Source organism: Kribbella sp. NBC_01484, from assembly GCF_036227145.1.
In the GTDB taxonomy this organism is placed as follows: domain Bacteria; phylum Actinomycetota; class Actinomycetes; order Propionibacteriales; family Kribbellaceae; genus Kribbella.
This window is the reverse complement of the sequence record NZ_CP109437.1, coordinates 5,113,266-5,136,476: the sequence shown is the minus strand read 5'-3', so window position 1 is coordinate 5,136,476 and position 23,211 is coordinate 5,113,266. Positions and strand designations below refer to the sequence as shown.

Below are 23,211 nucleotides of genomic sequence, written 5' to 3'. Positions count from 1 at the left end.
AGATGGGGAGGAGTGCGGATGAAGGTTCGGGTTGGGCGTGAGGTGCTGGCCGAGGCGGTCGGGTGGGTGGCCAAGGGGCTGCCGAGCCGGCCGAGTGTGCCGATCCTGGCCGGGATGGTCGTCGAGGCGGCGGACGGTCAGGTGACGTTGTCCGGGTTCGACTACGAGAGCTCCGGGCAGGTCAGCGTGCCGGCGGAGGTGGCCGACGAGGGGCGGGTCCTGGTGTCCGGACGGCTGCTGTCGGACATCTGCCGGAGCATGCCCAGGGACACGGTGGATCTGAGCGGGGAAGCGGCTCAGGTCCAGGTCAGCAGCGGGACGTCCCGCTTCGTGCTGCACACCTTGCCGCTGGACGAGTATCCGGCGCTGCCTGAGTTGCCCGCGGCGAGCGGCGTGGTCGATGGGGACGTGTTCGCCCGGGCCGTCGCGCAGGTGGTCAGTGCGGCCGGCCGGGATGACACGCTGCCGGTGTTCACCGGGATCCGGCTGGAGATCCGCGGGGCGACCATCTCCCTGCTCGCGACCGACCGCTATCGGCTCGCCGTACGGACGTTCCCGTGGGAGCCGGTGGATCCGGACCGCGAGGCCAACGCGCTGGTCCCGGCGAAGCTGCTCTCCGACGTGGCCAAGGCGATGGCCGGTCACGACCTCACGCTCGCGCTCGGTTCGACCCGCACAGGGGACGGGTTGATCGGGTTCGCGGGCGGCGGCCGGCGGGCGACGAGCCGGCTGATCGACGGCGACTTCCCGAAGGTCCGCAGTCTGATCCCCGCGGAGGGTGCGATCGCCAGCACGGTGACCGTGGACACGGCGGCGCTCCTCGAAGCAGTCAAACGGGTCGCACTGGTGGCTGAACGGACAGCGCCGGTGCGGATCACGTTCGCGGATGGCATGGCGGCGCTGGACGCGGGCAGCGGCGAGGAGGCGCAGGCGTCGGAGTCGGTCGAGGCGACGCTCACCGGTGAGCCGGTGGTGGCCGGATTCAACGCCGGCTACCTGCTCGACGGGCTCGCCTCGCTCGGCGCGCCGATCGCGCACTTCGCCTTCACCCAGCCGACCAAACCGGCGAACCTCACCGGCCTCCGCTCCCCCGACGAGACTCCGTCCGCGGACTCGGCGTACATCCTGATGCCCATGCGACTACCAAGCTGACGTCAAACTGCCCCGGGCTCCGACCAAGATCACGTAGTCAGGAAGTAGTCCGTCAGAGCCCTCGCGATCGTTTCCGGCGGGAGTGTGTGGAAGGTTCCGTCGTACCCCTCCGCCTTGCCGTGCGGCAGCGCGGCCGCGGTCTGCTTGGCAGACTCCTGCATCCACGCCGGGCTGGCGTTGCTGTACAGCGCCAGCGTCGGCACGTCGATCGACGCCAGCAGCTCGAGCGGTACGGCGCTGTCCCGCAACTGCAGGGCGTCGTACACGAGCGTGTGCGCGATGGCCTCCATCCCGGCCCACATCGGCGTCTCCCGGATCTGGTCGACCACCTGCTTCGGCTGTCCGACCGCCTCGACCATGAACAGCTCGGCCGCGCCACCCGGGTTCCCCGCCGCGACGAACTCCTGCAACCGCTCGACGTACCGCTCCGGCGGCTCCGGTGATCCTTCGACCCGGAACGGCGGCTCCATCACCGCCAGCTTCTCGAACGGCAGTCCGGCCTGGAACAGCACCATCGACCCGGACGAGTACGCGGAGGCGAACCGGGCCCCGGTCGCCGAGCGCACCGCATCGAGGTCCTCCCACTCACGCTCGACCGCGTACGGCAACGTGTCGCCGGAGTCGCCGCGACCACGCCGGTCGTAGTTCACCACGGTGAACGCCGACGCCAGCGCCTCGGCATCGGCCGCGTACCGCGAGCGCTCGGTGAAACCGCCGGCCACGAGCACAAGGCCCGGCCCGCTCCCATAGGCGTCGTACGCGATCTCGGTGCCGTCCTTCGAGGTGACCTTCTCCATCACCACACACCCTTCTCTCGGGATTCCTGCCTATCCGTCGAACGGGATTCACGGGAAACAGACATCCTGTGATCCACATCACACGACACTACCGACACCGCCGAGCCCCATCGGCACCCCGTCCCGGCTCACTACAGCTGGATTATGTATGCAGCCGACTGCACACCGCCGCAGCCTGGCCGGCAGCACACCTGGCACTCGGTAGACTGTCTACCAAGTGCCGTGCTGTTCTCCAGTTGTGTCGGGAAGGACCTCATGACCACCACCAGCCCGGGGGCGGGGCCGGAACCGGCCGGTGTGCGGCACGTCAAGCGGCCGACGCCGTTGCGCGAGTCCGTGTACGAGGCCCTGACCGAGATGATCATCGACGGCACGCTCGAGCGCGGCCGGCACCTCGTCGAGGTCGAGCTGGCCGGCATGCTGGGCGTCTCCCGGCAGCCGGTGCGCGAGGCCCTGCAGCGGCTCAGCAACGAGGGCTGGGTGGATCTGCGGCCGGGCTTCGGCGCGATGGTGCACGTGCCCGCCGAGGACGAGGTCGACCAGCTGCTCGCGGCCCGCGCGGCGCTGGAGTCGGAGTCAGCGCGGCTCGCGGCCCGGCACGCGACCAAGGACGACGTGGCCAAGCTCCGCGAGCTCTGCAAGGTCGGCACGGCGTACCAGGAGGCCGGCGACATCGACGCCACAGTGCGGACGAACGGCGAGCTGCACAGCCTGATCACGCAGATGTCCCGCAACCGTTTCCTGGTCGACTTCGCGGCCCAGGTGGATCGCCGCGTCCGCTGGTACTACACGCCGGTCGCACCCGTCCGCGGCGCCGCCTCCTGGCGCGAGCACAACCGCCTGGTGAAGGCGATCAGCGAGGGCGACGAGGACAAGTCGGCCCAGATCATGCGCGAGCACACCGAACACACCCGCAAGGCCTACCACGACCTCCAGACGGCGTCCGAGCCGATCGAAACACCCGACGAGGCCGCTCCCCGCAAACGCCGCCGTACGGCGAACTGACCCACCCGACGCCGTACGCCACGCCACTTTCACGGCAGCCGAGGACTCCGGAACGGCCGCAGGACGCCGAATCACCCGTCTGGGAGGATGCCGCTCGCCCGGACGGCGGATGAGGATGACCTGTGACCGCAGGTTGATCTCCCGGGCATCGAAGGAGGCCGGCATGACACTGACGCCGACGGGTTCGCAGGCGCCGGCCGCGGACGTGCTGGTGATCTTCGGGATCACCGGTGATCTGGCCAAGGTGATGACGTTCCGCTCGCTGTACCAACTGGAGGCGCGCGGTCTGCTCGACTGCCCGATCGTCGGAGTGGCGGCCGACGACTGGACCCTCGACCAACTGGTCGACCGGGCCAGGACGTCGATCGAGGGCACCGGCGTCACCGTCGACAAGGCCATCTTCGACCGCTTCGCGGACCGGCTGTCGTACGTCGGTGGCGACTTCACCGACGCGTCCGTCTACGAGCGGGTCGGCCAGGCGATCAAGGGCGCCAAGACACCGGTCTTCTATCTCGAGATCCCGCCCTTCCTGTTCGGCCGGGTGGTGCAGGGACTGTCCGAGGCCGGGCTGACAACGGGGGCCCGGGTGGTGGTCGAGAAACCGTTCGGCCACGACCAGCAGTCGGCTCACGACCTGGCCGACCAACTGCACCAGTACATCGACGAGTCGCAGCTGTACCGGATCGACCACTACCTCGGGAAGATGGGGCTGGAGGAGATCCTGTACCTGCGGTTCGCGAACGCCGTGCTCGAGCCGCTGTGGAGCCGCAACTACCTGGACTGTGTCCAGATCACCATGGCGGAGAGCTTCGGTGTCGAGGATCGCGGCCACTTCTACGACCCCGTCGGGGCGGTGCGCGACGTGGTCGTCAATCACCTGATGCAGGTGGTCGCAGCGGCCGCGATGGAACCACCGTCGCGCGGCGATCCGATCACACTGAAGGACTCGCAGGTCGCCTTGTTCCGCGCGATCGAGGAGGCCGATCCGGCCAACTACGTCCGCGGCCAGTACGACGGCTACCTCGCCATCGACGGGGTCGCGAAGGGCTCCACCACTGAGACGTACGCCGCGCTCCGGCTCGACATCGAGAACTGGCGCTGGGCCGGTGTGCCGTTCTTCATCCGCACCGGGAAACGGCTGCCGGTGACCCAGACCGAGCTCCGGCTGGTCTTCAAACGGCCGCCGCGGCTGGGCTTCGGACCCCGCGGGCACATCGCCGAGCCGAACCAGCTGGTGATCAAACTCGACCCGACGACCGGGGTCCGGATCCGGGTGGACGCGCACCGTGCGGACACGAGCCGGATCGCGCCGATCGAGCTGGACATGGAGTTCGCGCAGGAGGGCGGCGAGGGCCCCACGCCGTACGAGGTGCTACTGCATGCGGCGATGACCGGGCAGAGTACCCGGTTCACGCGCCAGGACGCCGTCGAGGAGCAGTGGCGGGTGATGCAACCGTTGGCCGACGCACCGACGCCGATCCACACCTATCAGCCCGGGACCTGGGGGCCGGCCGCGGCCGACGAAGTACCGGCCGGGTTCGGCGGTTGGCGGAAGCCCTGGATTCCGAGCTGACGCCGGGGTCCGAGCGGGACCCCTGGCGCGTTCAGCCGGCTGGCGTATTGTCGGCCGTGTGCAGGGGCCGGACACTGGTTCGGGTGCAGCCTCCGTTCCCGTTGCACCACCGACAGTGACCTCCGGGTTTCACGGCGTGGGGTCAGGAGTCCGTGGTGGGCGTGAGCGCTTGGTCGCGCGGACCGCAGTTATCAGTCGCTTGATGGAATCGCACGAGCCGGTGGTCGCCGTGGTGGCGCCACCCGGCTACGGCAAGACGACCGTGCTGGCCCAATGGATCGAGCGGTTCGGGTCCCGGGTGGCCCGGGTGTCGTGCGAACGCTCCGACAACGACCCGGTCGCCTTGTGGACGGGCATCCTCGACGCCCTCGACCAGATCGAGCCGCTCGGCGGGGACGCGCGCGCTGTACTCGCTGCATCCGGTGGCGGCGTGGACGTGGTACCCCGGCTGGTCGAGTCGATCAGCGCGTTGCGCTCGCCGGTGCTGGTCGTGCTCGACCACGTCGAGGAGATCACCAGTCCCGACTGCTCGACGTCGATCGCCGAGTTCGCGTTCCGGGTACCGGCCGGCTGGCGGCTCGCCGTCGCGTCGCGGGATGCCGTGCCGCTCCCCCTGTCCCGGTTGCGGGTCGACCGCCGGATCGTCGAGATCGGCGTCGACAACCTCGCGATGGACAACGCCGAAGCGGCCGCGCTCCTGCGCCTGGCCGACGCCGAGGTGTCCCCCGCCGAGGTCGACGAACTGGTACGACGTACCGAGGGCTGGCCGGCTGGTCTGTACCTGGCCGCCCTGGCGATCCAGTCCGGCTCGCCGGCGGCCGGCTTCAGCTTCAGCGGCGACGACCGCCTGGTCGACGACTACCTTCGGTCCGAGCTGCTGGCGCGGCTCTCTCCCGCCCAGGCGGACTTCCTCGTCCGTACGTCGATTCTCGACCGGATGAGCGGGCCGCTGTGTGACGCCGTCGTGCGTGGGAAGCAGTCGGCCCGGATGCTCGAGGATCTCGAACGCCACAACCTGCTGGTCGTCCCGCTCGACCGACGCGGCGAGTGGTACCGGTATCACCATCTACTGCGCGAGTTCCTGCAGGCCGAGCTCCGGCGCGGCGATCCCGACCTCGGCAGCGAGCTCCATACCCGCGCCGCCGACTGGTACGAGGCGAACGGGATGGCCGAAGCCGCCATCGATCACGCCGACGCGGCCGGTGACGCCGAACGGGTCGCGCGGCTCGTCCTCGAGCTGATGCAACCGGTCTGGGCCAGCGGCCGGGTCGACACCGTGCGCGGCTGGATGGAACTCCTCGACGGCCGCCCACGGGCACCGCACCACGCCGCGATCGCAGCGCACGGCGCGTTGATCTTCGCCTTGCTCGGCCGGCCGCGCGAGGCTGAGCGCTGGGCCGGTGTCGCCGAGAGTCTCCCCGTCGGCGGCACGTTGCCGGACGGCACCACCGTCGCGGCGACCCTGGCGTACCTGCGGGCCAACCTGTGCCGGCAGGGACCCGCGGCGATGCGTGCGGACAGCGTCCTCGCCCTCGACGGACTCAGTCCGGCCAGCCCGTTCCGCGCGACGATGCTGCAGTCGGAGGCGATGTCCTGGTTGCTCGAGGGGGACCTCGAGCGAGCCGACGCCGGGTTCAACCACGCGTACGACGTGGCGACCGGCTTCGGCATCACCCCACTGGCGGCCCTGGTCCTGGCCGAGCAATCCCTGATCGCGGCCGAACGGGGCGAGCGAGCCGCTGCCGACGCGATGATCAAGCGTGCCGTCGAACTCGTCGACACCGGACACTTCGAGGCGTACTGGACCAGTGCCCTGGTCTACGCCGTCGCCGCGCACGCTGCCGCCCGCCGTGGGGAGATGCGCGAGTCCCGCCAGTTCGTCCTCCGTGCCGCCGAGCTACGACCGCTGCTGACCTACGCCCTCCCGAGCGTGTCGGTCCAGACCCTGCTCGAACTCGCCCGGACATATATGGCCCTCGTCGACCCCTCCGGCGCTCGTGCTGTCCTCGAACAGGCCCACAACATCCTGCGCCGCCGGCCCGACCTCGGCACCCTGCCGGCGGCCGTCGGGCAACTGCACACCCGTGTCGACCAGATCACCGTGTCCGCGGCCGCCGGGATCTCCTCGCTGACGACGGCCGAACTGCGACTGGTCCGATTGCTGCCGACCCACCTGTCGTTCCCGCAGATCGCCGAGCGGCTGTACGTCTCCCGGCACACCGTCAAGTCGCAGGTGCAGTCGGTCTATCGCAAGCTCGGTGCCTCCTCTCGCGGACAGGCGGTCGAGATCATGGCCGAGATCGGCATGCCCCGCTGAGGTCTAGCCAAGGCGCTCCAGCAGGTGGTCACCGACCCGCAGCGCGTTCGCCATCGCGGTCAGCGCCGGGTTCACCGCGCCGATGCTCGGGAAGAAGCTGGTGTCGACGACGTAGAGGTTGTCGAGCTCGTGCGCCTTGCAGTCGCTGTCCAGCACCGAGGTCGCCGCATCGTGCCCGAACCGGACAGTGCCGGCCTGGTGTGCGCACCCGGCGACCGGGATGTCGTTCTTCATGTAGATGCTGCGCGGGATCAGGTGGTGCGGGTGCATGCCCAGCTTGCTCAGGTTCTTCTTGACCCGCTTGTACAACTGCTCCATCGGCTCGCCGTTGTTCGGCGTGTGCGCCAGCACCACGTTGCCGTCGCGGTCGAGCGTCACCCGGTTCTCCGGATCCGGCAGGTCCTCGGCCGACAGCCAGAAGTCGACGGCATGCTCGGCGACGTCGCGCAGCGCGAACGTCGGCGCCAGCAGGGTCTCGACCGGCTTCTCACCGCGGTACATCGGTGCCGACGACTTGCCCACCATCTGCAGGTTGCCCATGGGGTAGTCGAAGTCGGCGTCGCCGAAGTAGTAGTCGTTCATCCCGAGCGTCTTCTGGAACCGGGTGTCGTTCTTCTCGGTCGAGATCGCCAGGAAGGCACGGCTGTTGTGGAAGATGAAGTTGCGCCCGACCTGGTCGGACCCGTTCGCTAGCCCGTGCGGATGCCGGTCATCGGCACTCGCGAGCAGGATCTTGGCCGAGTTCACCGCACCGGCCGACAGTACGACGATGTCGCCGGCGAACCGTTGCTCCTCGCCGTCCACCTCGGCGACGACCGCCGTCACGGTACGGCCGGTCGCGTCGGTCTCGAGGCGCCGTACGAGGGTATTCCGCAGCAGCGTCACGTTGTCGTGCTCGATCGCGGGCCGGACGGCGATGACGTCCGCGTCCGCCTTCGCGTGGACCAGGCACGGGAACCCGTCGCAGGTCGCGCACCGGATGCACGCGCTGAACGCGGGCCGGCTCTCGTCGAGCATCACCCCGCACGGCGCGTGGAAGGGGTGCAGTCCGACCGCGGCCATGTCGTCGAACAGCTTCTGGATCCGCGGCTCGTGCGAGACCGGTGGATACGGGTACGGCGCCGACGCGGGCGGGTCCGTCGGATCCTCGCCCCGGGCACCGTGGACCTGGTAGAGCTGTTCGGCCTGGGTGTAGTACGGCTCCATCACGTCGTACGCGATCGGCCAGGCCGGCGAGATTCCCCCGTGGTGCTTGAGCTCGGCGAAGTCGCGCTCGCGCAGCCGGTACAGCGCGGCGCCGTAGAACTTGGTCGCGCCACCGACGAAGTAGTGCACCTGCGGCTGGAACGGTTTGCCTTCGCGGTCGTACCACTGGTCCGGCGAGACGTAACGGTTGTCGACGAACACGGCCTCGGCGTCCCAGTTCTCGGCCTCGCGCGGGAGCCAGTCACCCCGCTCCAGCATCAGGATCCGCCGTCCCGACGGCGCGAGCCTGTGCAGGAGGGTGCCGCCACCCGCTCCCGATCCGACGATGACGACGTCGTACTGCTCGGCCATGCTGTCCTCCTCAGTTGCCGTCGCCCGGCCTCGCCGAGTCGACGCGGATGTGCGGGATGTCGGCGGAGTCGTCACCCCAGGCGATCCGATGCGCCGTCGCGGACCACTCGACGGTTGCCGCGTGGTCGCGGTCGAAGTAGTCCCAGCCCCAGGCCAGGAACGCGTCGGTCTTGCTGTGCGCACCGCTCAGTAGTAGCGCGTGCACCCCGAGCCAGGCCGCGAAGGCGACCGGGCCCTCCACCTGGTGCCGATGCTTGCCGACCTCGGCGACGGCCGCGTTCCGGCCGATCATCGCCATGATCCCCTTGTCCTTGTAGCGGAACGGCTCGGCCTTCTCGCCGTGCAGCTCACGCAGGATGTTGGCGGCGGCCCACGCACCGGACTGCTGCGCGACCGAGCCCAGCTGCGGCAGGATCGTGCCGTCCTTCGCCGGGATGTTCGCAACGTCACCGACCGCGTAGACGTGCGGCAGCCCGTCCACCGTCAGGTCCGGCAGTACGTCGATCCGGCCGCCACGACCGGTGGTCAGCCCCGCCACGTTCCCCACCACCGAAGCGGCTGACTCGCCGCCGCCCCAGATGACCGTCCGAGTCCGGATCGACGAACCGTCGTCCAACTCGACCCGGTCCGCGTGCACAGCGGCGACTCCCGTCCCCAGTCGCGGCTCGGCGCCCTGTTTGGTGAGCCGCTTGTGCGCGTACTTGTGCGACTTGCGGGAGAACGGTGCGAGCAATGCGCTGCCGCGGTCGACCAGAGTGATCGTCCCAGGCTTGGGTATCCGTTCCGTGGCGACCAGCGCGGTCATCAGCTCGGTGAGCGCGCCGGCGATTTCGACCCCGGTCGGACCGCCGCCGACCACAACGACATCGAGGGCGCCCTCGTCCTCCGGCTCCGCTGCGGAACCCGCGTGGAGCGTGGACTGCAAGTGCCGCCGCAACCGCTCCGCGTCGACGACGGAATACAGCGGGAACGCGTGCTCGGCAGCGCCTGGAACACCGAAGAACTCCGGTCGCGCGCCGGCCGCGACAACCAGGTGCGTGCCTGTGATCCGATCGCCGTCGGACAGCGTCACAGTGAGGTTCCCGGCGTCGATCTCCGCGACATCGGCGGTGCGGATCTGGACCGTCGGGTAGTCGCGGAAGATGGTCCGGTGCGGCCGGGCGATGTCCTCCGCCGGCAACTGCGACGTGGCGACCTGGTAGAGCAACGGCTGGAACTGGTGGTAGTCGTTGCGGTCGACCAGTGTGACCCGGACCCCTTCGTCCCCGAGGCCGAGTGCGCACGCGACCCCGGCCAGCCCGCCACCGAGTACGACGACGTGCGGGCTCTCCATCTGCGCGGTCACAGCGCCAACTCCTCCCGGAAGTCGGCCACGACGATGCGGCCGGCCGCCCCGATCAGGGCCAGGTGCGAGAACGCCTGCGGGAAGTTGCCCAGGTGCCGGGCCCGGTCCACCTCGTACTCCTCGGCGTACAGGCCGAGCTTCGACTCGATCCGCAGCAGCCGCTCCAACTGACTCCGAGCCCGGTCGGTCTCACCGATCATCGCGAGCGCCGAGACCAGCCAGAACGAGCAGATCAGGAACGTGCCCTCCTTGCCGGACAGGCCGTCGTCGGTCTCGTCGGTCTTGTAGCGCAGCACGAACCCGTGCTCGGTCAACTCGTTGTCGATCGCCTCGACCGTCGCCCGCATCCGTTCGTCGGTGGCCGGCAGGAATCCGAACAGCGGGGCCAGCAGGGTCGACGCATCCAGCGCGTCGGTGTCGTAGTGCTGCCGCAGGACGCCGCGGTCGCTCACCCCGTGCTCGAGGATGTCGTCGCGGATCTCCTCGGCCACCTTCGCCCACTGCTCGGCGAGGTCTTCCTCGTCGCGGATCCGGGCCAGCCTGGCCGCGCGGTCCAGGGCCACCCAGCCCATCAGCTTCGAGGAGACGTAGTGCTGAGGATTGCCGCGGGCCTCCCAGATTCCCTGGTCGGGATCGTGCCAGCGCGAGATCGCGCACTGTGCCTGCGACTCGACCAGCGGCCAGAGCCGGCGCGGCAGCCGCTTGCTCCGGACGGTGTGCAGCAGCACCGAGTCCAGCACCGCCCCGAACACGTCGTTCTGCCGTTGGTTGTAGGCGCCGTTGCCGATCCGCACCGGCTTGGCGCCCTCGTAGCCGGTGAGGTCATCCCGGGTCGACTCGGCCAGGTTGCGGCGGCCGTCGATGCCGTACATGATCTGCAGCCCACCGTCCGAGTTCGGCTCCAGGTCGGCGACGAACTGCATGAACTCGTTGGCCTCCCAGTCCAGGTTCAGGTAGTGCAGCGCCTGCAGGGTGAACGTGGTGTCCCGCATCCAGGTGTAGCGGTAGTCCCAGTTGCGTTCGCCACCCGGTGACTCCGGCAACGAGGTGGTGAGCGCGGCGACCGTCGCTCCGGTCGGCATGTACGTCAGGCCCTTGATGGTCAGGGCCGAGCGTTCCAGCGGATGCCGGTACCGGTGGTCGGGGATCCGGGCCCTCGCCAGCCAGTTGCGCCAGAACCGGATCGTCGCGTCGATCCGTGCCTGCGCGTCGGCCAGGTCCGCCGGCGATACGAGACCGTCGGCCCACGAGAGCGCGCAGTACGCTTTCTCTCCCTTGTGCACGACATGCCGGGCCCGGGCGGAGCCACCCTCGATCCCGATCAGCATGTCGGTGGTCAGCCGGAAGGTCTGGCCGGCCCCGGTCGCGTCCGCCGCGTGCGCGTCGTCGCCCACCATCGTCCACTCGCCCGGAACCCGGCCGTAGTCGAAGGCGGGCTCACAGACGAGTTCGATCTCGACCGAGCCGTCGAGGCACTCGATGGTCCGGATCAGCATGTGGTCGGCGTCGTCGTCGGTCGGCGGCCGGGTGTGCGGGGTGACGGTGTCAGGGCCGTTCGAGGGACCCATCGTCAGCGCGTCGTGGACGAGCAGCCAGCCGGCCGGAGTGTGCCAGGTGGTCGTCATGACGTTCGTGCCCGGAACGTACATCCGGGCGGTCGGCTGGTTGATCCCGTACGGCCCGAACCGGAACGACCCGGCGCCCCGGTCCAGCAGGTTGCCGAACGCGCTCGGCGCGTCGAACGCAGGCAGGCAGAGCCAGTCGACCGATCCGTCCGGGGCGACCAGGGCACCGGTGTGGCAGTTCGACAGGAACGCGTAGTCGGCGATCGGCGGGAACGGCGAGGTCGAGGTCATGGCGGGGGCTCCTTCACAGTCGCGGGCCTACCTCCACCATCGGCCGGTCGAACCGAACCTCAATCACCCGCCAGTGATGATTGTGCGGTCACCGGCGTCCTCGGTCTCCTCCTCGCGGAGCAGCGCACGCTGCTCGAGCACGTAGAGCAGGACGAAACCAGGCACCACGATCACCAGTGCCAGCCCGACCGCCACGAGCAACGTCACCAAGGTGCCCTCGGGTGCGGCGGCCGCCGAGACGGTCAGGCTCTCCGGCAGGATGTACGGCCACTGGGCAATGCCCCAACTGACGATGATCAAGGCAACCGCCAGGATGGCGAGAACCCGCGCACCGCGAGCGGCGTACCGCATCAACAGCACCAGGGCACCGAATCCGCAGACCACACTGAGGATCGCGGTCGGGAGTGCTCTCGACGTCAGGCCGTCGAAGACGTGCGGTGCATCGGCGTTCAGGACGAACAGGCCGGCCACCGCGACCACTGCCGCGGCGACGGCGCTCACCACGGCCCGCCGGCGGAAGTACTCGGCCATCGAGAACTGGCGGAAATGCCTCGCGTCCCACACGAGGTACACCGCCGCCAGGTACGCCGCCACCACCACCCCGAGCACCCCGGTCACCACCGACGTCGGATTCAGCCAGCTGTCGACCGGGTCGCCGGCCTTCCCACCCGACGGCACGTGCCCCGATGCGATGCCACCCGCGATCGCACCCATGCAGAACGGGACGAGGACCGACGACAACGCGAACGCCCCGCCGAAGACCCGCCGGAACCGCAGCGTCACCACCACCTTGCGGAAAGCGAAACTCGCACCGCGCAGGACGATCCCGAGCGCCGCCAGGGTGAGCGGGACGAACAAGGTCAGCGCGATCGACTCGTACGCCGCCGGGAAGGCGGTCCAGGTGACGACGAAGATGAAGATCAGCCAGACGTGGTTCGCCTCCCACACCGGACCGATCGACCGCTCGATCACCGCGCGCGGTTCCGCGCCGCGCTCGGGTCCGCCCGCGGTCAGGTCCCAGAACCCGGCGCCGAAGTCGGCTCCGCCGAACACGGCGTACGCCACCAGGGCGAGCATCAGCACGACTGCGATCGCCGTACTCACGGTGCCCGCTCCTCGACCGCCTCGGTCTCCTTCCCGACCTGCTCCCGGCCCTCCTCCACGGCAGCCGCCGGCGCGGGCCCGTACGGCGTGTCGCTGTCGATGAAACCGCCCGACCGGCGGAAGCGCCGGCTCATTCCCCGCAGCACCAGGATCGTCGTGACGCCGAGCGCGGCGTAGAGCACGAAGACGGCGATGAACGTGATCCAGACGCCGGTGTTGGCGGTGGCCGCCTCCTCCACCTTCATCTGGTTGTAGACGATCCACGGTTGCCGGCCGACCTCGGTGACGATCCAGCCCGCCTCCATCGCGATCACCGCGAGCACGCCGGTGCACGCAGCGGCGCGCAGGAACCACCTGCTCTTGGGCATCCGCCGGCGGAAGAGCCACGTCAGCCCGTACCAGACCGACAGGAGGAACAGAGCGGTGCCCAGTCCGACCATGACGTCCCACGCCAAGTGGACGACGTCCGTGTCCGAGATCGTCGGCCGATCCCCGACCGGAACGCTGTCCAGGCCTTGGACGACGGTCGCCGTGCCGGTGCTCGGATCGGACAGCCAGGACGCCAGTCCCGGGATCGGGATCCCACCGGAGATGGTGCCGTCCGGGTTCAGCTTGCCCAGCAGGATCTCGGGTACGTCGGAACCCGTCGTCGGCACGAGCTCGATCGCGGCGAACTTCTCCGGCTGGTGGTTGTACACCCACCGGGCCAGCGCATCGCCGACTCCCATCTGGATCGGCGTCATGATCGCGGCGACCGTGAACGCGATGGTGAGCCCGATCCGGTGGTACCGGTCGTTGCGGCCGCGCAGCATCCCCGTCGCGTAGACCGACGCGACCAGGAACCCGCCGACCAGGTACGCCGCGATGACCATGTGCGCGGCCTGCAACGGCATCGCGTCGTTGAAGATCACCTCGAGCGGTTCGACGTTGGTGATCTCACCGTTCGCGTTCATCGTGAAGCCGGCCGGCGCGTTCATCCACGCGTTCGCCGCAACCACCGAGATCGAGCCGAAGACGCCGGCCAGCACGATCGGTACGCCGGTCCAGAAGTGCGTCCACGGTTTCAGCCGGCGCCAGCCGAAGATGTAGATCGCGACGAAGATCGCCTCGGTGAAGAAGAACAGCCCCTCGAACGCGAACGGGATCCCGAACGCGTCGCCATAGATGCCCATGAACCGCGGCCAGAGCAGGCCGAACTCGAAACTCAGCACGGTCCCGGTCACCGCTCCGACGGCGAACGTCACAGCCATGTACTTCGACCACCGTTGCGCCAGCACCAGCGCGTCTTGGTCGTCACGCTTGATCCCGCGGTAGTTGGCGATCAGCGTCATGAACGCCCACGACACCCCGAGCGGCACCAGGATGATGTGGAAGGCGAGTGTGAACGCCATCTGCGCCCGCGCCCACGGAACCGGGTTCACGGCGGCCGCGACGGCCACACTGGTGACGGTCTCCCGCACGATCATTTCGTCAGACCAGGTCGAGGTCCCACGCACGGCGGACGGCCTCGTTGCGGCTCGACACGGAGAGTTTCCGCAGGATGTTCCGGACGTGCGACTTCACGGTGTTGGCCGAGATGAACAGCTCGGCGGCGATCTCGCTGGTGGTGCGCAACTGCGCGAGCCATCGCAGGACGTCGAGCTCCCGCTCCGAAAGTTCCTCGACGATCGGAGCCGGGGCGTCCGCCGGACCCGCGGCCGTTGTCAGGTCCGGGCGCAGCCAGCCGGCCAGCGAACGCAGCGCCGCATCGTCGCGGATGATGGCCCGCAGCCGCGCGGGCGTGTGCGTGAACGGGCGGCGGATCCGTTCACCGCGAGCGAGCAACAGCGCCTCGACGATGCCTGACCGGCCACTACCGGCGTTGCCGTCGAGCCATTCGGCCCGCGCGAGATCCAGGAGGTCCTGCACCCGCTGCGATGCGGTCATCGTCCGGCGGTAGGTCACGTCGTCCCGCCCGGCCTGGTCCAGACCGACTCCCGCCGCCTCGGCCTCGACGTACCCGCGCAGCCAGCCGTCCGGCGGTGCCGAATTCCTCAGCGCACACCGGGCACCGACCCGGTCGCCCCGGTCCCGCATCAGCCGTACGCGCAACAGCGAGGACACCGAGCTCAGCAGGTTGTCGTCCTGCGTCTCGCGGAGCCGGCGAGCGCGGTCGAGGGAGTGCTGGGCCCGGGTGAGCTCCTGACGTTCGAGCGCCACCCACGCGTGCGCCAGATGTGTTGCGGCGGGACGCTCCGCCGCGGCGACGGACTCCGTGGCGAGTCGCTCGGCCGTGTCCGCGAGCACTTGTCCGCGGGACAGATGCCCACGGCAGGCCTCGGCGAGCGCCAGCGTGGCTAGGCATCGCAGCCGGAGATCCTCGCAGTCACCCGCAGCAGCCGTCCGGACCGCGTCGGCGAGCACAGTGCATGCGACATCGAGGTCGCCGCCGCGGAGGTACGCCGTACCCTCCGCACTCAGAACCAGCGCCTTCAGTACTGCGTTCCCGTGCGCGGCCAGTTCGTCCCGCCCCGCGCGAGCGGCGAGCAAGGTCAGGTCGATGCTGCCTGACTTGTCGTGCAGCAGGGTGGTCACGACAGCGGACGACACGGCCCAGCCGCTGCTGACAGGCGGGTCCACCGCGCAGCGCGCAAGGCTTGCCCTGGCCGCGGCGACATCGTCGTCGGCGACGGCGATCGCGGCGCGAACGAGCTGGACGTCAGCGGAGTCCGCGTCGGGCATGGCCGACAGACTGCGGGCCAGCTCCGAGCCCACCCGGGTCGGCAGCAGCAGGTCACCAACGCCCAGGCCGTTGACGACGAAGCCGGCGGCGCGTGCCCAGTCACCCCTCTCGGCGGAATGCCTGACTGCCTCGAGCGTTCGGCCGTTCGCGCCGTACCAGTCCGCGGCCCGCCGCTGCAGGTCGCCGATCGCGGAGGGCAGCGTGCGGTCCAGCCTGGCGCGGAGGAACTCACGGAAGAGCGGGTGGATCCGGTAGTGATCGGCGCGGCCGTGCGCCGGTTGGACGAAGGTGTTGCCGATCGCCATCCGGTGTAGCACCTCGTCGGCGTCCGGGCGATCCGCGAGCGCGGCACCGAGCTCCGGGGTGACGTCGTCGACCAGGCTGATCCTGAGCAGGAAGTCTCGATCGTCCCCGCCGAGATCACCGAACACCTCCGCGGCCAGGTATTCGGTCGCGAACCCCAGCGGCAGGGTCCGGTGGTCGCCGGCGCGGAGTGCGAGCGCTGCCAACCGTACGCCGGCCGCCCAGCCCTCGGTCCGGTCGAGCACGTCCCAGGTCGCTGCCTCCGGCTCCGTGATGTCATGGGCGCCGAGCAACTCCTCGACTTCCGCGCCGGTGAAGGCGAGGTCGTCGTACCGGATCTCTACGAGCGTCCCGTCCAGTCTGTAGCGGTGCAACGGCAGCGGCGGATCCACCCGGGTCGTCATCACTACCCGGAGCCGGTCCCCGGTCGTGTCGAGCAGCCGGACCAACTGCTCCAAGACCGACTGGCGCCATACCCGATCGGCGCCATCGAGAACGAGGACAATCGGTTCGGCCTCCGCGGTCCCGGCGGCGAGCGCGCTGCGCACATCCGGGATGAATATGTCGTCACAGCCGGCCAACGAGAGCCAGGTCACCGGTGTCTCTGGGTGACTCCTCGCCCACGCCGCGATGAGTGCCGTCTTGCCGGACCCGGCCGGTGCGCTGACCAGTGTCAGCGGAACCTCCTGGACGGCCTGCGAGATGCGGTCGAGCAACCGTGGCCGCTGGACGACGCGGAAGGGCGGCGCCGGCGGCTCGTTCCAACTGGGCGGGATGGCCGGTTCGATCACAGATCTCAGCGCGGGTGTGACCGGCGTGTGTTGTCCGATGCGCTCCGCCCGCGAATCCACCCTCATGCCCCCGGCCCCCTCCGCACAGCCTGCTTCGCACCGTCCGGCCAGGCCGGACGGTGCGTCTGGTCCCTTCTTTTCGACTGTGTGCTTCGCAGCCGACACCCGGCATCGCCCTAATAGGGTGAAACAGGAAGCCGAGCGCCGCGGTGACGCGGGGGTGTGCTCCGTCAATGAACTCGGGCGGCTACGGCTGAGGTCAGATCGCCTCGACGACGGCGTCGAGGAACTGCATCGGGCGCACGAGGTCGTCGTACTCGATCGGTGGCCGGCGGGTCTCGGCCATCTCCAGGAATACACGCAGGCCGGGTTCGACGTACGACTTGCCGAGGGTGAGCTCGCGGGCCGCGAGACCGTGCCGGCCGACGACCATGCCGTGGAACGGGACCTGGCCGTCCGGTCCCGGCCGCACCAGCTGGACCACGACCCGGACCCCACCGACGTCGGCGGTGGCGATGATCGTGTCGGCGACCTGCTCCACGCGTACGTCGCCGATGGCACCGGGCGCGAGCCTGAGGGCGACGTCGACCGGGTGGATGCCATAGAAGTAGATGCCGCCGTACTGACTGTCCGGATCCGCCGGTCCAGTGGTGATCACCGTCTGCGGAGCGCCGAGCGTCGCCGCCTGCCCGGCGAGCGCGTCCGTGTCCGGCACCCAGCGGACGGCAGACGACGAGGTCAACGGCGCATCGTGTTCGCGCGCCGCGGCAACGATCGCCCGGGCGTCGGCCTCGGTGCACGCAAGCGGCTTGTCCACGAACACCGGCAGGCCTTCGGCCAGGAACGGTACGGCGTGCTCCCGGTGCAGACCGCCGTGCCGGTCGGTGATGATCACCGCGTCGACCAGGCCGAGCAGGTCCGCGGGCGCGTCGACGAGCCGCTCGAGCTGCCCGGTGGCGCGGAGCTTCTCGTTCCGTGCGCTCGCACCGCCGCTGATGGCAACGACGCGGGTGTCCCCGGCTCGGCGCTCCACGTTCAGGTACTCGATGATGTGGTCGACGTGGGAGTTCTCCGTACCGATGATGCCGATGCGCACGTCACTCTCTCCCGGTGAGCCGGACCGGGGCACCGGTCCGGGCGGATTCGTAGATTCCGAGCACCAGTTCGAGCGCACGCCGGGCGTCCCGGGTGCCGATCGCCGGCGGGCGGCCGTCGCGCACCGCCGCGATGAAATCGAGGTACTGGTCGCGATGGGCGTCCGCGACCGACCGCGAGACGCTCGCCTCGCCCGCAGGCTCCTCGGCGAGGTTCGGCTCGGCCCCGCTCGCCTGGTCCGTGGGTTCACTGTCGGCGGTGTCGAAGGCAACGAGGTCGTCCTGCTCGATCACGGCGCTGCCGCGGTCGCCGTACACGGACAGCCGAACCGGCCGGCCCGGGTACGCCGCAGTCGTCGCCAGGATCGATCCGATCGCCCCACTGCGGAACCGCACGGTCGCGGCCACGGTGTCCTCGACATCGATCCGCTCATGCGCGAGCAGCTCGCTGTACGCCTGCACCTCGACGGGCTCGCCCAGCATCCACAGCAGCAGGTCGACCACATGGATGCCCTGGTTCATCAGGGCTCCGCCGCCGTCGAGCTCGACAGTGCCGCGCCAGCCGCCGGAGTCGTAGTACTCCTGCGAGCGCCAGAAGGGCGACTCGGCGATGCCCGCGGTGATCCGGCCCAGCCGGCCCGCGGCGACCGCCTGGTGGACGAAGGCGGGCGCGGGCTGGAACCGGCGCTGGCTGATCACCGCCACGGTCAGCCCGGTCCGCTGCTCCACGTCGATCAGTCGGTCGGCCGCTGCCAGCGTCACGTCGATCGGCTTCTCCACGATGACGTGTTTGCCGGCCTCGAGCGCGGTGATGGCGGCATCGGCGTGCAGCCCGCTGGGCAAGCAGATGCTGACCGCGTCGATGTCCGGCCGGGCGCAGGCCTGCTTCAGGTCGCTCATCGGCTCGCCGCCGTACTTGCCGCTCAGCGCGACGGCCCGGTCCGCCTCCACGTCGACCAGCGCGACCAGCTCCGCCTCTCCTGGCAGAGATGCGATCAGGCGGGCGTGGGTCTCACCGATGACTCCGGCACCGACCACTGCGAACTTCATCCGGCCTGTCCTCTCAGTTGTCCGTTGGTCCACGGCACCACGACTCCGCCCGCGTCGGCGCTCTCCTGGGCGAGCAGCGCAACCCGCGTCGCGGCGAAGCCCGCCGCCGTACTGATCTCGGGCTCGAGGCCCGCCGCGAACGCATCGAACGCGTCGGCCGCCGGACGCCGGCGCGGCGGCAGTTCCACCTGCCAGGGCGGACGTTCAGTGGTTGCCGCGATCAACTTGTTCTGCGCCCAGAACAACTCGGCCGTGCCCTCGGTTCCGGTCAGCCGCATCCGGTAGTCACCGTGGTACGGCGATGCCGCGGGCGTCAGCCAGTTGACTTCGATCGTCGCGGCAACCGGCCCGGCTCTGAGCAGCAGGGAGCCGGACAGCGCGAACTCACTGCCATCCACCAGCCCGGTGACCGTTCCTTCGGTTGCTCCCGACAACAACAGGACGAGGTCGATGTCGTGGACCGCGAGATCGCCGAGGATCCCGCCGTACCCCTTCCTGGTGAGGAACCAGTCCGGCCGCGTCGGCCGGTTGAGTTTGTGCGGCCCGGTCGATGCGACCTGGACGAGCTCTCCCAGCGAACCGTCGGCCAGCAGCGCACGAGCCGCGACGGTTTCCGGATAGTTCCGCTTCTCCAGCAGCAAGGTGACGATGCGCCCGGTCTCACGCTGAGCGGCCTCGATCGCGTCGAGCTCGGCGAGCGTCGTACAGAGTGGTTTGTCCGCGAGCACATGGGCTCCGGCACGGAGTGAGTCGACGATCGCCTCGGCGCGGTCGGCGTAGACCCCGGCGACCATGACGACGTCGGGTCGCAGTTCGGCGAGCAGTCGGCGGTGGTCGTCGTACGCCGGTACGTCGAACTCCGCGGCGTACCGGCCTGCCGTGGCCGGATCCGGATCCGCGACGGCGACCAGGTCCAGGTCCGCGCGCAGGGGCACCTCGTCCAGCGCGTACCTGACATGGGCGTGGGCGGCGCCGATCACGGCCAGCCGGAGGGATGCGGGCATGGATCGAGTCAACCCCGCAACCGGACCGCCAGCAACTCGAAGTCCGGCAGACCCTAGCGCGGACCTCCCGCGATCGACAGTAACCCGCGGGTCGCGACCTTGGCGGACGTGGGGCACTCACTAACCCGGTCCGTCAGCCGCCGAGTGCTCGCGGCCGAGCGGGGCCCGTGTGGCATCGTGCTGTGAGTGGTGCAGGTCCGGTCAGCGGCGCGGCATCGCCCAACCCGCCACCACCGCCGGGGCGGGGTGTGGGTGGACTTCCAGGCCATCACAATCACCGAGACGCTGCGATCGTCCGCGGGAGGCCATCGTCGTCGCCTCGTTGTGATGGCCTGGCGATCCGGTCGACGGCACGGGCAACACCCACCGAACCGACCGGGGCGCTGGATATCCGCTTGAATGGTGGGTTCTCCGCTCGTACACCACGGGAGAACCCACAACGCGCGGGGACAACCACTCAAACGGAAGGCTCTCCACTGGTGCGCCACCCGGACGCCCGTGACCCCTGAAATGGCGTTCGGGGTGAGATGCGGGAATGGCGTGAGGGGTCAGAGGCGGGAATGGCCTGGGGAGCTAGGGGCGGGGTCGGGGCGGCGCGGTGCTGCGGCGGACGATGAGTTCGGTGGGGACGGCAACCGGGGCGTGGTGATGTTCGCCGGCCCGGATCTCGGCGATCAACGCATCCACGCTTCGGCGGCCGACCTCCGCGAACGTCTGGCGGACGGTGGTGAGCGGCGGCCAGAAGTGGGCCGCCTCTTCCATGTCGTCGAAGCCGACCACGCTGACGTCGTCCGGCACTGCGCGACCTCGCTCGTACAGCGCTCGCAGTAGGCCGAGCGCCATCTGGTCGTTGGCCACGAAGACCGCGGTCACCTTGTCGTTGACGGCGAGCCGGCGGCCGGCCTCGTACCCGGAGCTGGACGTCCAGTCACCATCGAGCACCGGCGGCACATCCCGGCCGTGGTCGATCAGAGTCTGCTCCCAGGACCGGCGGCGTCGGTCCGCCGCGAACGACGTGGGTGGTCCGCCGAGGTGCCACACCGTCTCGTGACCCAACTCCAGCAGGTGCTCGGTGGCCAGCCGTGCGCCTTGCGCCTGGTCGGTGTCGACGATCGGGTAGTCGTAGTGCGCGCTGGAGTCGACGACCACGACGGGCAGCCCGTCGGGTAGCAGTACGCCGGCCTCGTCCAGGGTGTGCGCCTCGATCAGGATGATCACGCCGTCCACCGCCTGCTCGTCGAGCCGGCTGAACGCGTTCGTCACCGCGTTCTGGGTGACGTCCAGCACCGGCAGCAGGTTGATCGCGTACCCGCTGATGGTGGCTGCGGTCGCGATCGCGTCGAGGGTGCGCGTCGTACCGAAGCTGGACAGCTCGAAGACGATCACGCCGATACTGCGGAACTCGCCGTTGCGCAGCGCGCGGGCGGCACTGTTCGGCCGGTAGCCGAGCTCGCGCATCGCGGCCCGGACCCGGTCCCGGGTGGTCGCGTCGACGTTGAGCCGGTCGTTCGCGACCCGGGAGACCGTCTGCCCGGACACGCCGGCCAGCTGGGCCACGTCGGCCATCGACGGCCCGCGCCGTCGCCGTACCGCTGATTCGTCCGCCGGCATAGACCCCTCCTCGACTTGTGCCTGAGTGTAGACATGTTGACGTAAACACGCAGCACGACCGTGCCGCATGGGATTGCCTCGGTGAACGCCCCATTGTGTTGGCAAGATGGGGCGAATGAGCTGGCCTGCGATGGTGTGGATCGGTGGAGCTCCGGGGGCGGGCAAGTCGACGATCGCGCGCGACCTCGCGCGGCGCTGCGATCTACCGCTGCACCCGATCGACCTGTGGACCTACGACCACGTCGGGCGGATGCCACCGTTGCGGCCGTTGGCCGAGGATCTCGCCGAGGGACCGCAGTTCGCCGCCGAGGCGTTCGTGAAGATCGCGCGGGATCGGCTGGAGCTGGTGACCGCCGATGTCGAGGCACGCGGGCTGGGCGACGTACCGGCGCTGGTGGAGGGACCACAACTGTTCCCGTCGATGGCTGACGAGGTCGCCGCGGCGGTGTGGTTGGTGCCGGACGCGGAGCAGACCCGGCGGGCCCGGGAGCAGCGGCTGGCCCGGGCGGAGGACCCGGCGGGCCGGGCTCGGTTGGACGGCCTGCTGGCACGGGACGCCGTACTGGCCGACCTCGTACGGCGTGAGGCGGCGGAGCGCGGGCGGATCGTCATCGACGTGCCGGCGGATCCGGATTGGGCGGCGATCACGCGTGCTGTCGAGGACGCGCTAGGGCCGTTGCCGAGGCTCGAGGCCGGACCGGCGCTGCGCCTGCAGCGGGAGTACGAGAACCAGGCGGCCTGCCGGCGGGGGCGGCTGTGGCAGGCGGACATCGGGCTGGCCGAGCTGCCGCCGTACCCGTTCGCGTGTGAGTGCGGGCGGTCGGGATGCTCCGCGACCTGGCCGGGGAGGCCGGACGAGTACGACGTACTACGGCGAGCCGATGGGGCGGTCATGGTCTGCTGACCGTGCTAGGGTTGTCGCTTGGTTGCAGTTTTGCAGTTCCACGTTCGTTTCGAAGCGCCCGCGGAGATGTAATCCGCCGGGCGTTTTTCTCATTTCAGGCCACTGGTCTGTGTGGGTGGGCTCGTGCCGCAACCCGGGATCCGGCACCTGCCGGGTCCCATCCCCCACTGAAGGAGCAGATCATGGCCAGCGGAACAGTGAAGTGGTTCAACGGCGAAAAGGGCTTCGGCTTCATCACCCAGGACGGCGGCGGCGCCGACGTGTTCGTGCACTACTCGGCGATCGCGACGGACGGCTTCCGGTCCCTGGATGAGAACCAGAAGGTCGAGTTCGACGTAGCCCAGGGCCCGAAGGGCCTGCAGGCGGAGAACGTTCGCCCGGTCTGAACCACCGCGCACAGCAGGCCCGGCCGATCACGGCCGGGCCTGCTGTCATGTGGTCCAGAGATATTCGCCGTCGTCCAGCTGCTCGGTGCGGGTCAGGCCGGCGGCCGCGGTGACCGCGGCTGACGCGGCGTGGTCCGGGTGGACGTGGGCGATGATTCGCTCGAGGCCCTGGGCGCGCAGCCAGGTGACGAGACCCTGCGCGGCTTCCTTCGCGTAGCCGTGGCCCTGCCAGTCAGTCCCGACCACCCACGCGATCTCCGCCGTACTGCCGGTGACTGTCGTCTGCACATAGCCGACCAGCTCGTCGTCGTGCCGGATCACCCAGTTGAACCATTGCTCGTCAGTCCGGCCCGGACCGTCGAGCTGACGGCGGTAGCGAGCTTCCAGGACGTCCACACTCGGCGGCTCACCGCCGGTGAAGGTATAGAGGTCCGGATCGGACAGGACCTTCGCCATCTCGCCGGCGTGCTCGACCTGCAGCGGCTGCATGCTCAGGCGGGCTGTGGCAAAGGGCGTGATCGACCGCGGCGGTGGGGTGGCAGGTGTTTTCAACACTGTTCGACAGTAGCGCCGGACGGCTCGACCGCTCCCTCCTCGAGTGGCCCGTCCGGGACCACGCCTCGTCCAGCCTCGCTCTGGA

General features: G+C 69.7%; 18 protein-coding genes. 6 read left to right on the top strand and 12 right to left on the bottom strand.

The window, feature by feature from the left end; genetic code table 11:
* Nucleotides 1–18 precede the first annotated feature (18 nt).
* Nucleotides 19–1,152, top strand: a complete 1,134-nt coding sequence (gene dnaN / locus OG555_RS25285) for a DNA polymerase III subunit beta (RefSeq protein ID WP_329475025.1) — start codon at nucleotides 19–21, stop codon at nucleotides 1,150–1,152.
* Between the two features lie 29 nt (nucleotides 1,153–1,181).
* Here dnaN and OG555_RS25280 read toward each other — a convergent pair whose 3' ends face one another.
* Nucleotides 1,182–1,949, bottom strand: coding sequence for an alpha/beta fold hydrolase (locus OG555_RS25280; RefSeq protein ID WP_329475024.1), 768 nt, complete (start codon nucleotides 1,947–1,949; stop codon nucleotides 1,182–1,184).
* Between the two features lie 255 nt (nucleotides 1,950–2,204).
* Between OG555_RS25280 and OG555_RS25275 the strand changes: the two genes are divergently transcribed.
* The 3 genes from OG555_RS25275 to OG555_RS25265 all read left to right on the top strand — a co-directional run bounded on the left by OG555_RS25275 (nucleotide 2,205) and on the right by OG555_RS25265 (nucleotide 6,844).
* The gene (locus tag OG555_RS25275) at nucleotides 2,205–2,954 is read left to right on the top strand and encodes a GntR family transcriptional regulator (RefSeq protein WP_329475023.1); all 750 of its coding nucleotides are present in this window, start codon (nucleotides 2,205–2,207) and stop codon (nucleotides 2,952–2,954) included.
* A gap of 163 nt (nucleotides 2,955–3,117) precedes the next feature.
* The gene (gene zwf, locus OG555_RS25270) at nucleotides 3,118–4,527 is read left to right on the top strand and encodes a glucose-6-phosphate dehydrogenase (RefSeq protein ID WP_329475022.1); all 1,410 of its coding nucleotides are present in this window, start codon (nucleotides 3,118–3,120) and stop codon (nucleotides 4,525–4,527) included.
* Nucleotides 4,528–4,729: 202 nt separating this feature from the next.
* Nucleotides 4,730–6,844, top strand: coding sequence for a LuxR C-terminal-related transcriptional regulator (locus OG555_RS25265; protein ID WP_329475021.1), 2,115 nt, complete (start codon nucleotides 4,730–4,732; stop codon nucleotides 6,842–6,844).
* Nucleotides 6,845–6,847: 3 nt separating this feature from the next.
* On the opposite strand, the gene OG555_RS25260 is transcribed toward OG555_RS25265, so the two are convergent.
* From OG555_RS25260 to OG555_RS25215, 10 genes are all read right to left on the bottom strand, one after another.
* Entirely contained in the window at nucleotides 6,848–8,401 is a 1,554-nt protein-coding gene (locus tag OG555_RS25260) for a GMC family oxidoreductase (RefSeq protein WP_329475020.1), read from the bottom strand.
* Nucleotides 8,402–8,411: 10 nt separating this feature from the next.
* On the bottom strand, nucleotides 8,412–9,746 hold the full coding sequence (locus OG555_RS25255; RefSeq protein ID WP_329475019.1) for an NAD(P)/FAD-dependent oxidoreductase: 1,335 nt from the start codon (nucleotides 9,744–9,746) through the stop codon (nucleotides 8,412–8,414).
* Nucleotides 9,743–11,602, bottom strand: a complete 1,860-nt coding sequence (locus OG555_RS25250) for a glycoside hydrolase family 15 protein (protein ID WP_329475018.1) — start codon at nucleotides 11,600–11,602, stop codon at nucleotides 9,743–9,745. The genes OG555_RS25255 and OG555_RS25250 overlap by 4 nt, the downstream gene beginning before the upstream one ends.
* A 63-nt stretch (nucleotides 11,603–11,665) precedes the next feature.
* Nucleotides 11,666–12,706 carry a cytochrome d ubiquinol oxidase subunit II gene (locus OG555_RS25245; RefSeq protein WP_329475017.1) on the bottom strand — a complete coding sequence of 347 codons (1,041 nt, stop codon included), beginning with the start codon at nucleotides 12,704–12,706 and terminating at the stop codon, nucleotides 11,666–11,668.
* A complete protein-coding gene (locus OG555_RS25240; protein WP_329475016.1) occupies nucleotides 12,703–14,172 on the bottom strand; it encodes a cytochrome ubiquinol oxidase subunit I in 1,470 nt (489 codons plus the stop codon). Before OG555_RS25240 ends, OG555_RS25245 begins: the two co-directional genes overlap by 4 nt.
* Before the next feature lie 4 nt (nucleotides 14,173–14,176).
* The gene (locus OG555_RS25235) at nucleotides 14,177–16,522 is read right to left on the bottom strand and encodes a LuxR C-terminal-related transcriptional regulator (protein WP_329475015.1); all 2,346 of its coding nucleotides are present in this window, start codon (nucleotides 16,520–16,522) and stop codon (nucleotides 14,177–14,179) included.
* A gap of 259 nt (nucleotides 16,523–16,781) precedes the next feature.
* A complete protein-coding gene (locus OG555_RS25230; RefSeq protein WP_329475014.1) occupies nucleotides 16,782–17,618 on the bottom strand; it encodes a Gfo/Idh/MocA family oxidoreductase in 837 nt (278 codons plus the stop codon).
* 1 nt (nucleotide 17,619) lies between these two features.
* On the bottom strand, nucleotides 17,620–18,666 hold the full coding sequence (locus OG555_RS25225; protein WP_329475013.1) for a Gfo/Idh/MocA family protein: 1,047 nt from the start codon (nucleotides 18,664–18,666) through the stop codon (nucleotides 17,620–17,622).
* Nucleotides 18,663–19,670: a Gfo/Idh/MocA family protein gene (locus OG555_RS25220; protein ID WP_329475012.1), complete on the bottom strand. Its 1,008-nt coding sequence runs from the start codon at nucleotides 19,668–19,670 to the stop codon at nucleotides 18,663–18,665. Before OG555_RS25220 ends, OG555_RS25225 begins: the two co-directional genes overlap by 4 nt.
* Nucleotides 19,671–20,243: 573 nt before the next feature.
* Nucleotides 20,244–21,281: a LacI family DNA-binding transcriptional regulator gene (locus tag OG555_RS25215; RefSeq protein WP_329475011.1), complete on the bottom strand. Its 1,038-nt coding sequence runs from the start codon at nucleotides 21,279–21,281 to the stop codon at nucleotides 20,244–20,246.
* A 115-nt stretch (nucleotides 21,282–21,396) separates the two neighbouring features.
* Between OG555_RS25215 and OG555_RS25210 the strand changes: the two genes are divergently transcribed.
* Entirely contained in the window at nucleotides 21,397–22,185 is a 789-nt protein-coding gene (locus tag OG555_RS25210; RefSeq protein ID WP_329475010.1) for a hypothetical protein, read from the top strand.
* 182 nt (nucleotides 22,186–22,367) lie between these two features.
* Nucleotides 22,368–22,571: a cold-shock protein gene (locus OG555_RS25205; RefSeq protein ID WP_132152442.1), complete on the top strand. Its 204-nt coding sequence runs from the start codon at nucleotides 22,368–22,370 to the stop codon at nucleotides 22,569–22,571.
* Between the two features lie 45 nt (nucleotides 22,572–22,616).
* Here OG555_RS25205 and OG555_RS25200 read toward each other — a convergent pair whose 3' ends face one another.
* On the bottom strand, nucleotides 22,617–23,126 hold the full coding sequence (locus tag OG555_RS25200; protein WP_329475009.1) for a GNAT family N-acetyltransferase: 510 nt from the start codon (nucleotides 23,124–23,126) through the stop codon (nucleotides 22,617–22,619).
* Nucleotides 23,127–23,211: the final 85 nt, after the last annotated feature.

Excerpts from the sequence above, each read along its gene's own strand:
- dnaN (WP_329475025.1), top strand. The coding sequence starts at position 19 with ATGAAGGTTCGGGTTGGGCGTGAGGTGCTGGCCGAGGCGGTCGGGTGG.
- OG555_RS25280 (WP_329475024.1), bottom strand. The coding sequence starts at position 1,949 with ATGGAGAAGGTCACCTCGAAGGACGGCACCGAGATCGCGTACGACGCC.
- OG555_RS25275 (WP_329475023.1), top strand. The coding sequence starts at position 2,205 with ATGACCACCACCAGCCCGGGGGCGGGGCCGGAACCGGCCGGTGTGCGG.
- zwf (WP_329475022.1), top strand. The coding sequence starts at position 3,118 with ATGACACTGACGCCGACGGGTTCGCAGGCGCCGGCCGCGGACGTGCTG.
- OG555_RS25265 (WP_329475021.1), top strand. The coding sequence starts at position 4,730 with ATGGAATCGCACGAGCCGGTGGTCGCCGTGGTGGCGCCACCCGGCTAC.
- OG555_RS25260 (WP_329475020.1), bottom strand. The coding sequence starts at position 8,401 with ATGGCCGAGCAGTACGACGTCGTCATCGTCGGATCGGGAGCGGGTGGC.
- OG555_RS25250 (WP_329475018.1), bottom strand. The coding sequence starts at position 11,602 with ATGACCTCGACCTCGCCGTTCCCGCCGATCGCCGACTACGCGTTCCTG.
- OG555_RS25240 (WP_329475016.1), bottom strand. The coding sequence starts at position 14,172 with ATGATCGTGCGGGAGACCGTCACCAGTGTGGCCGTCGCGGCCGCCGTG.
- OG555_RS25225 (WP_329475013.1), bottom strand. The coding sequence starts at position 18,666 with ATGAAGTTCGCAGTGGTCGGTGCCGGAGTCATCGGTGAGACCCACGCC.
- OG555_RS25220 (WP_329475012.1), bottom strand. The coding sequence starts at position 19,670 with ATGCCCGCATCCCTCCGGCTGGCCGTGATCGGCGCCGCCCACGCCCAT.
- OG555_RS25215 (WP_329475011.1), bottom strand. The coding sequence starts at position 21,281 with ATGCCGGCGGACGAATCAGCGGTACGGCGACGGCGCGGGCCGTCGATG.
- OG555_RS25210 (WP_329475010.1), top strand. The coding sequence starts at position 21,397 with ATGAGCTGGCCTGCGATGGTGTGGATCGGTGGAGCTCCGGGGGCGGGC.
- OG555_RS25205 (WP_132152442.1), top strand. The coding sequence starts at position 22,368 with ATGGCCAGCGGAACAGTGAAGTGGTTCAACGGCGAAAAGGGCTTCGGC.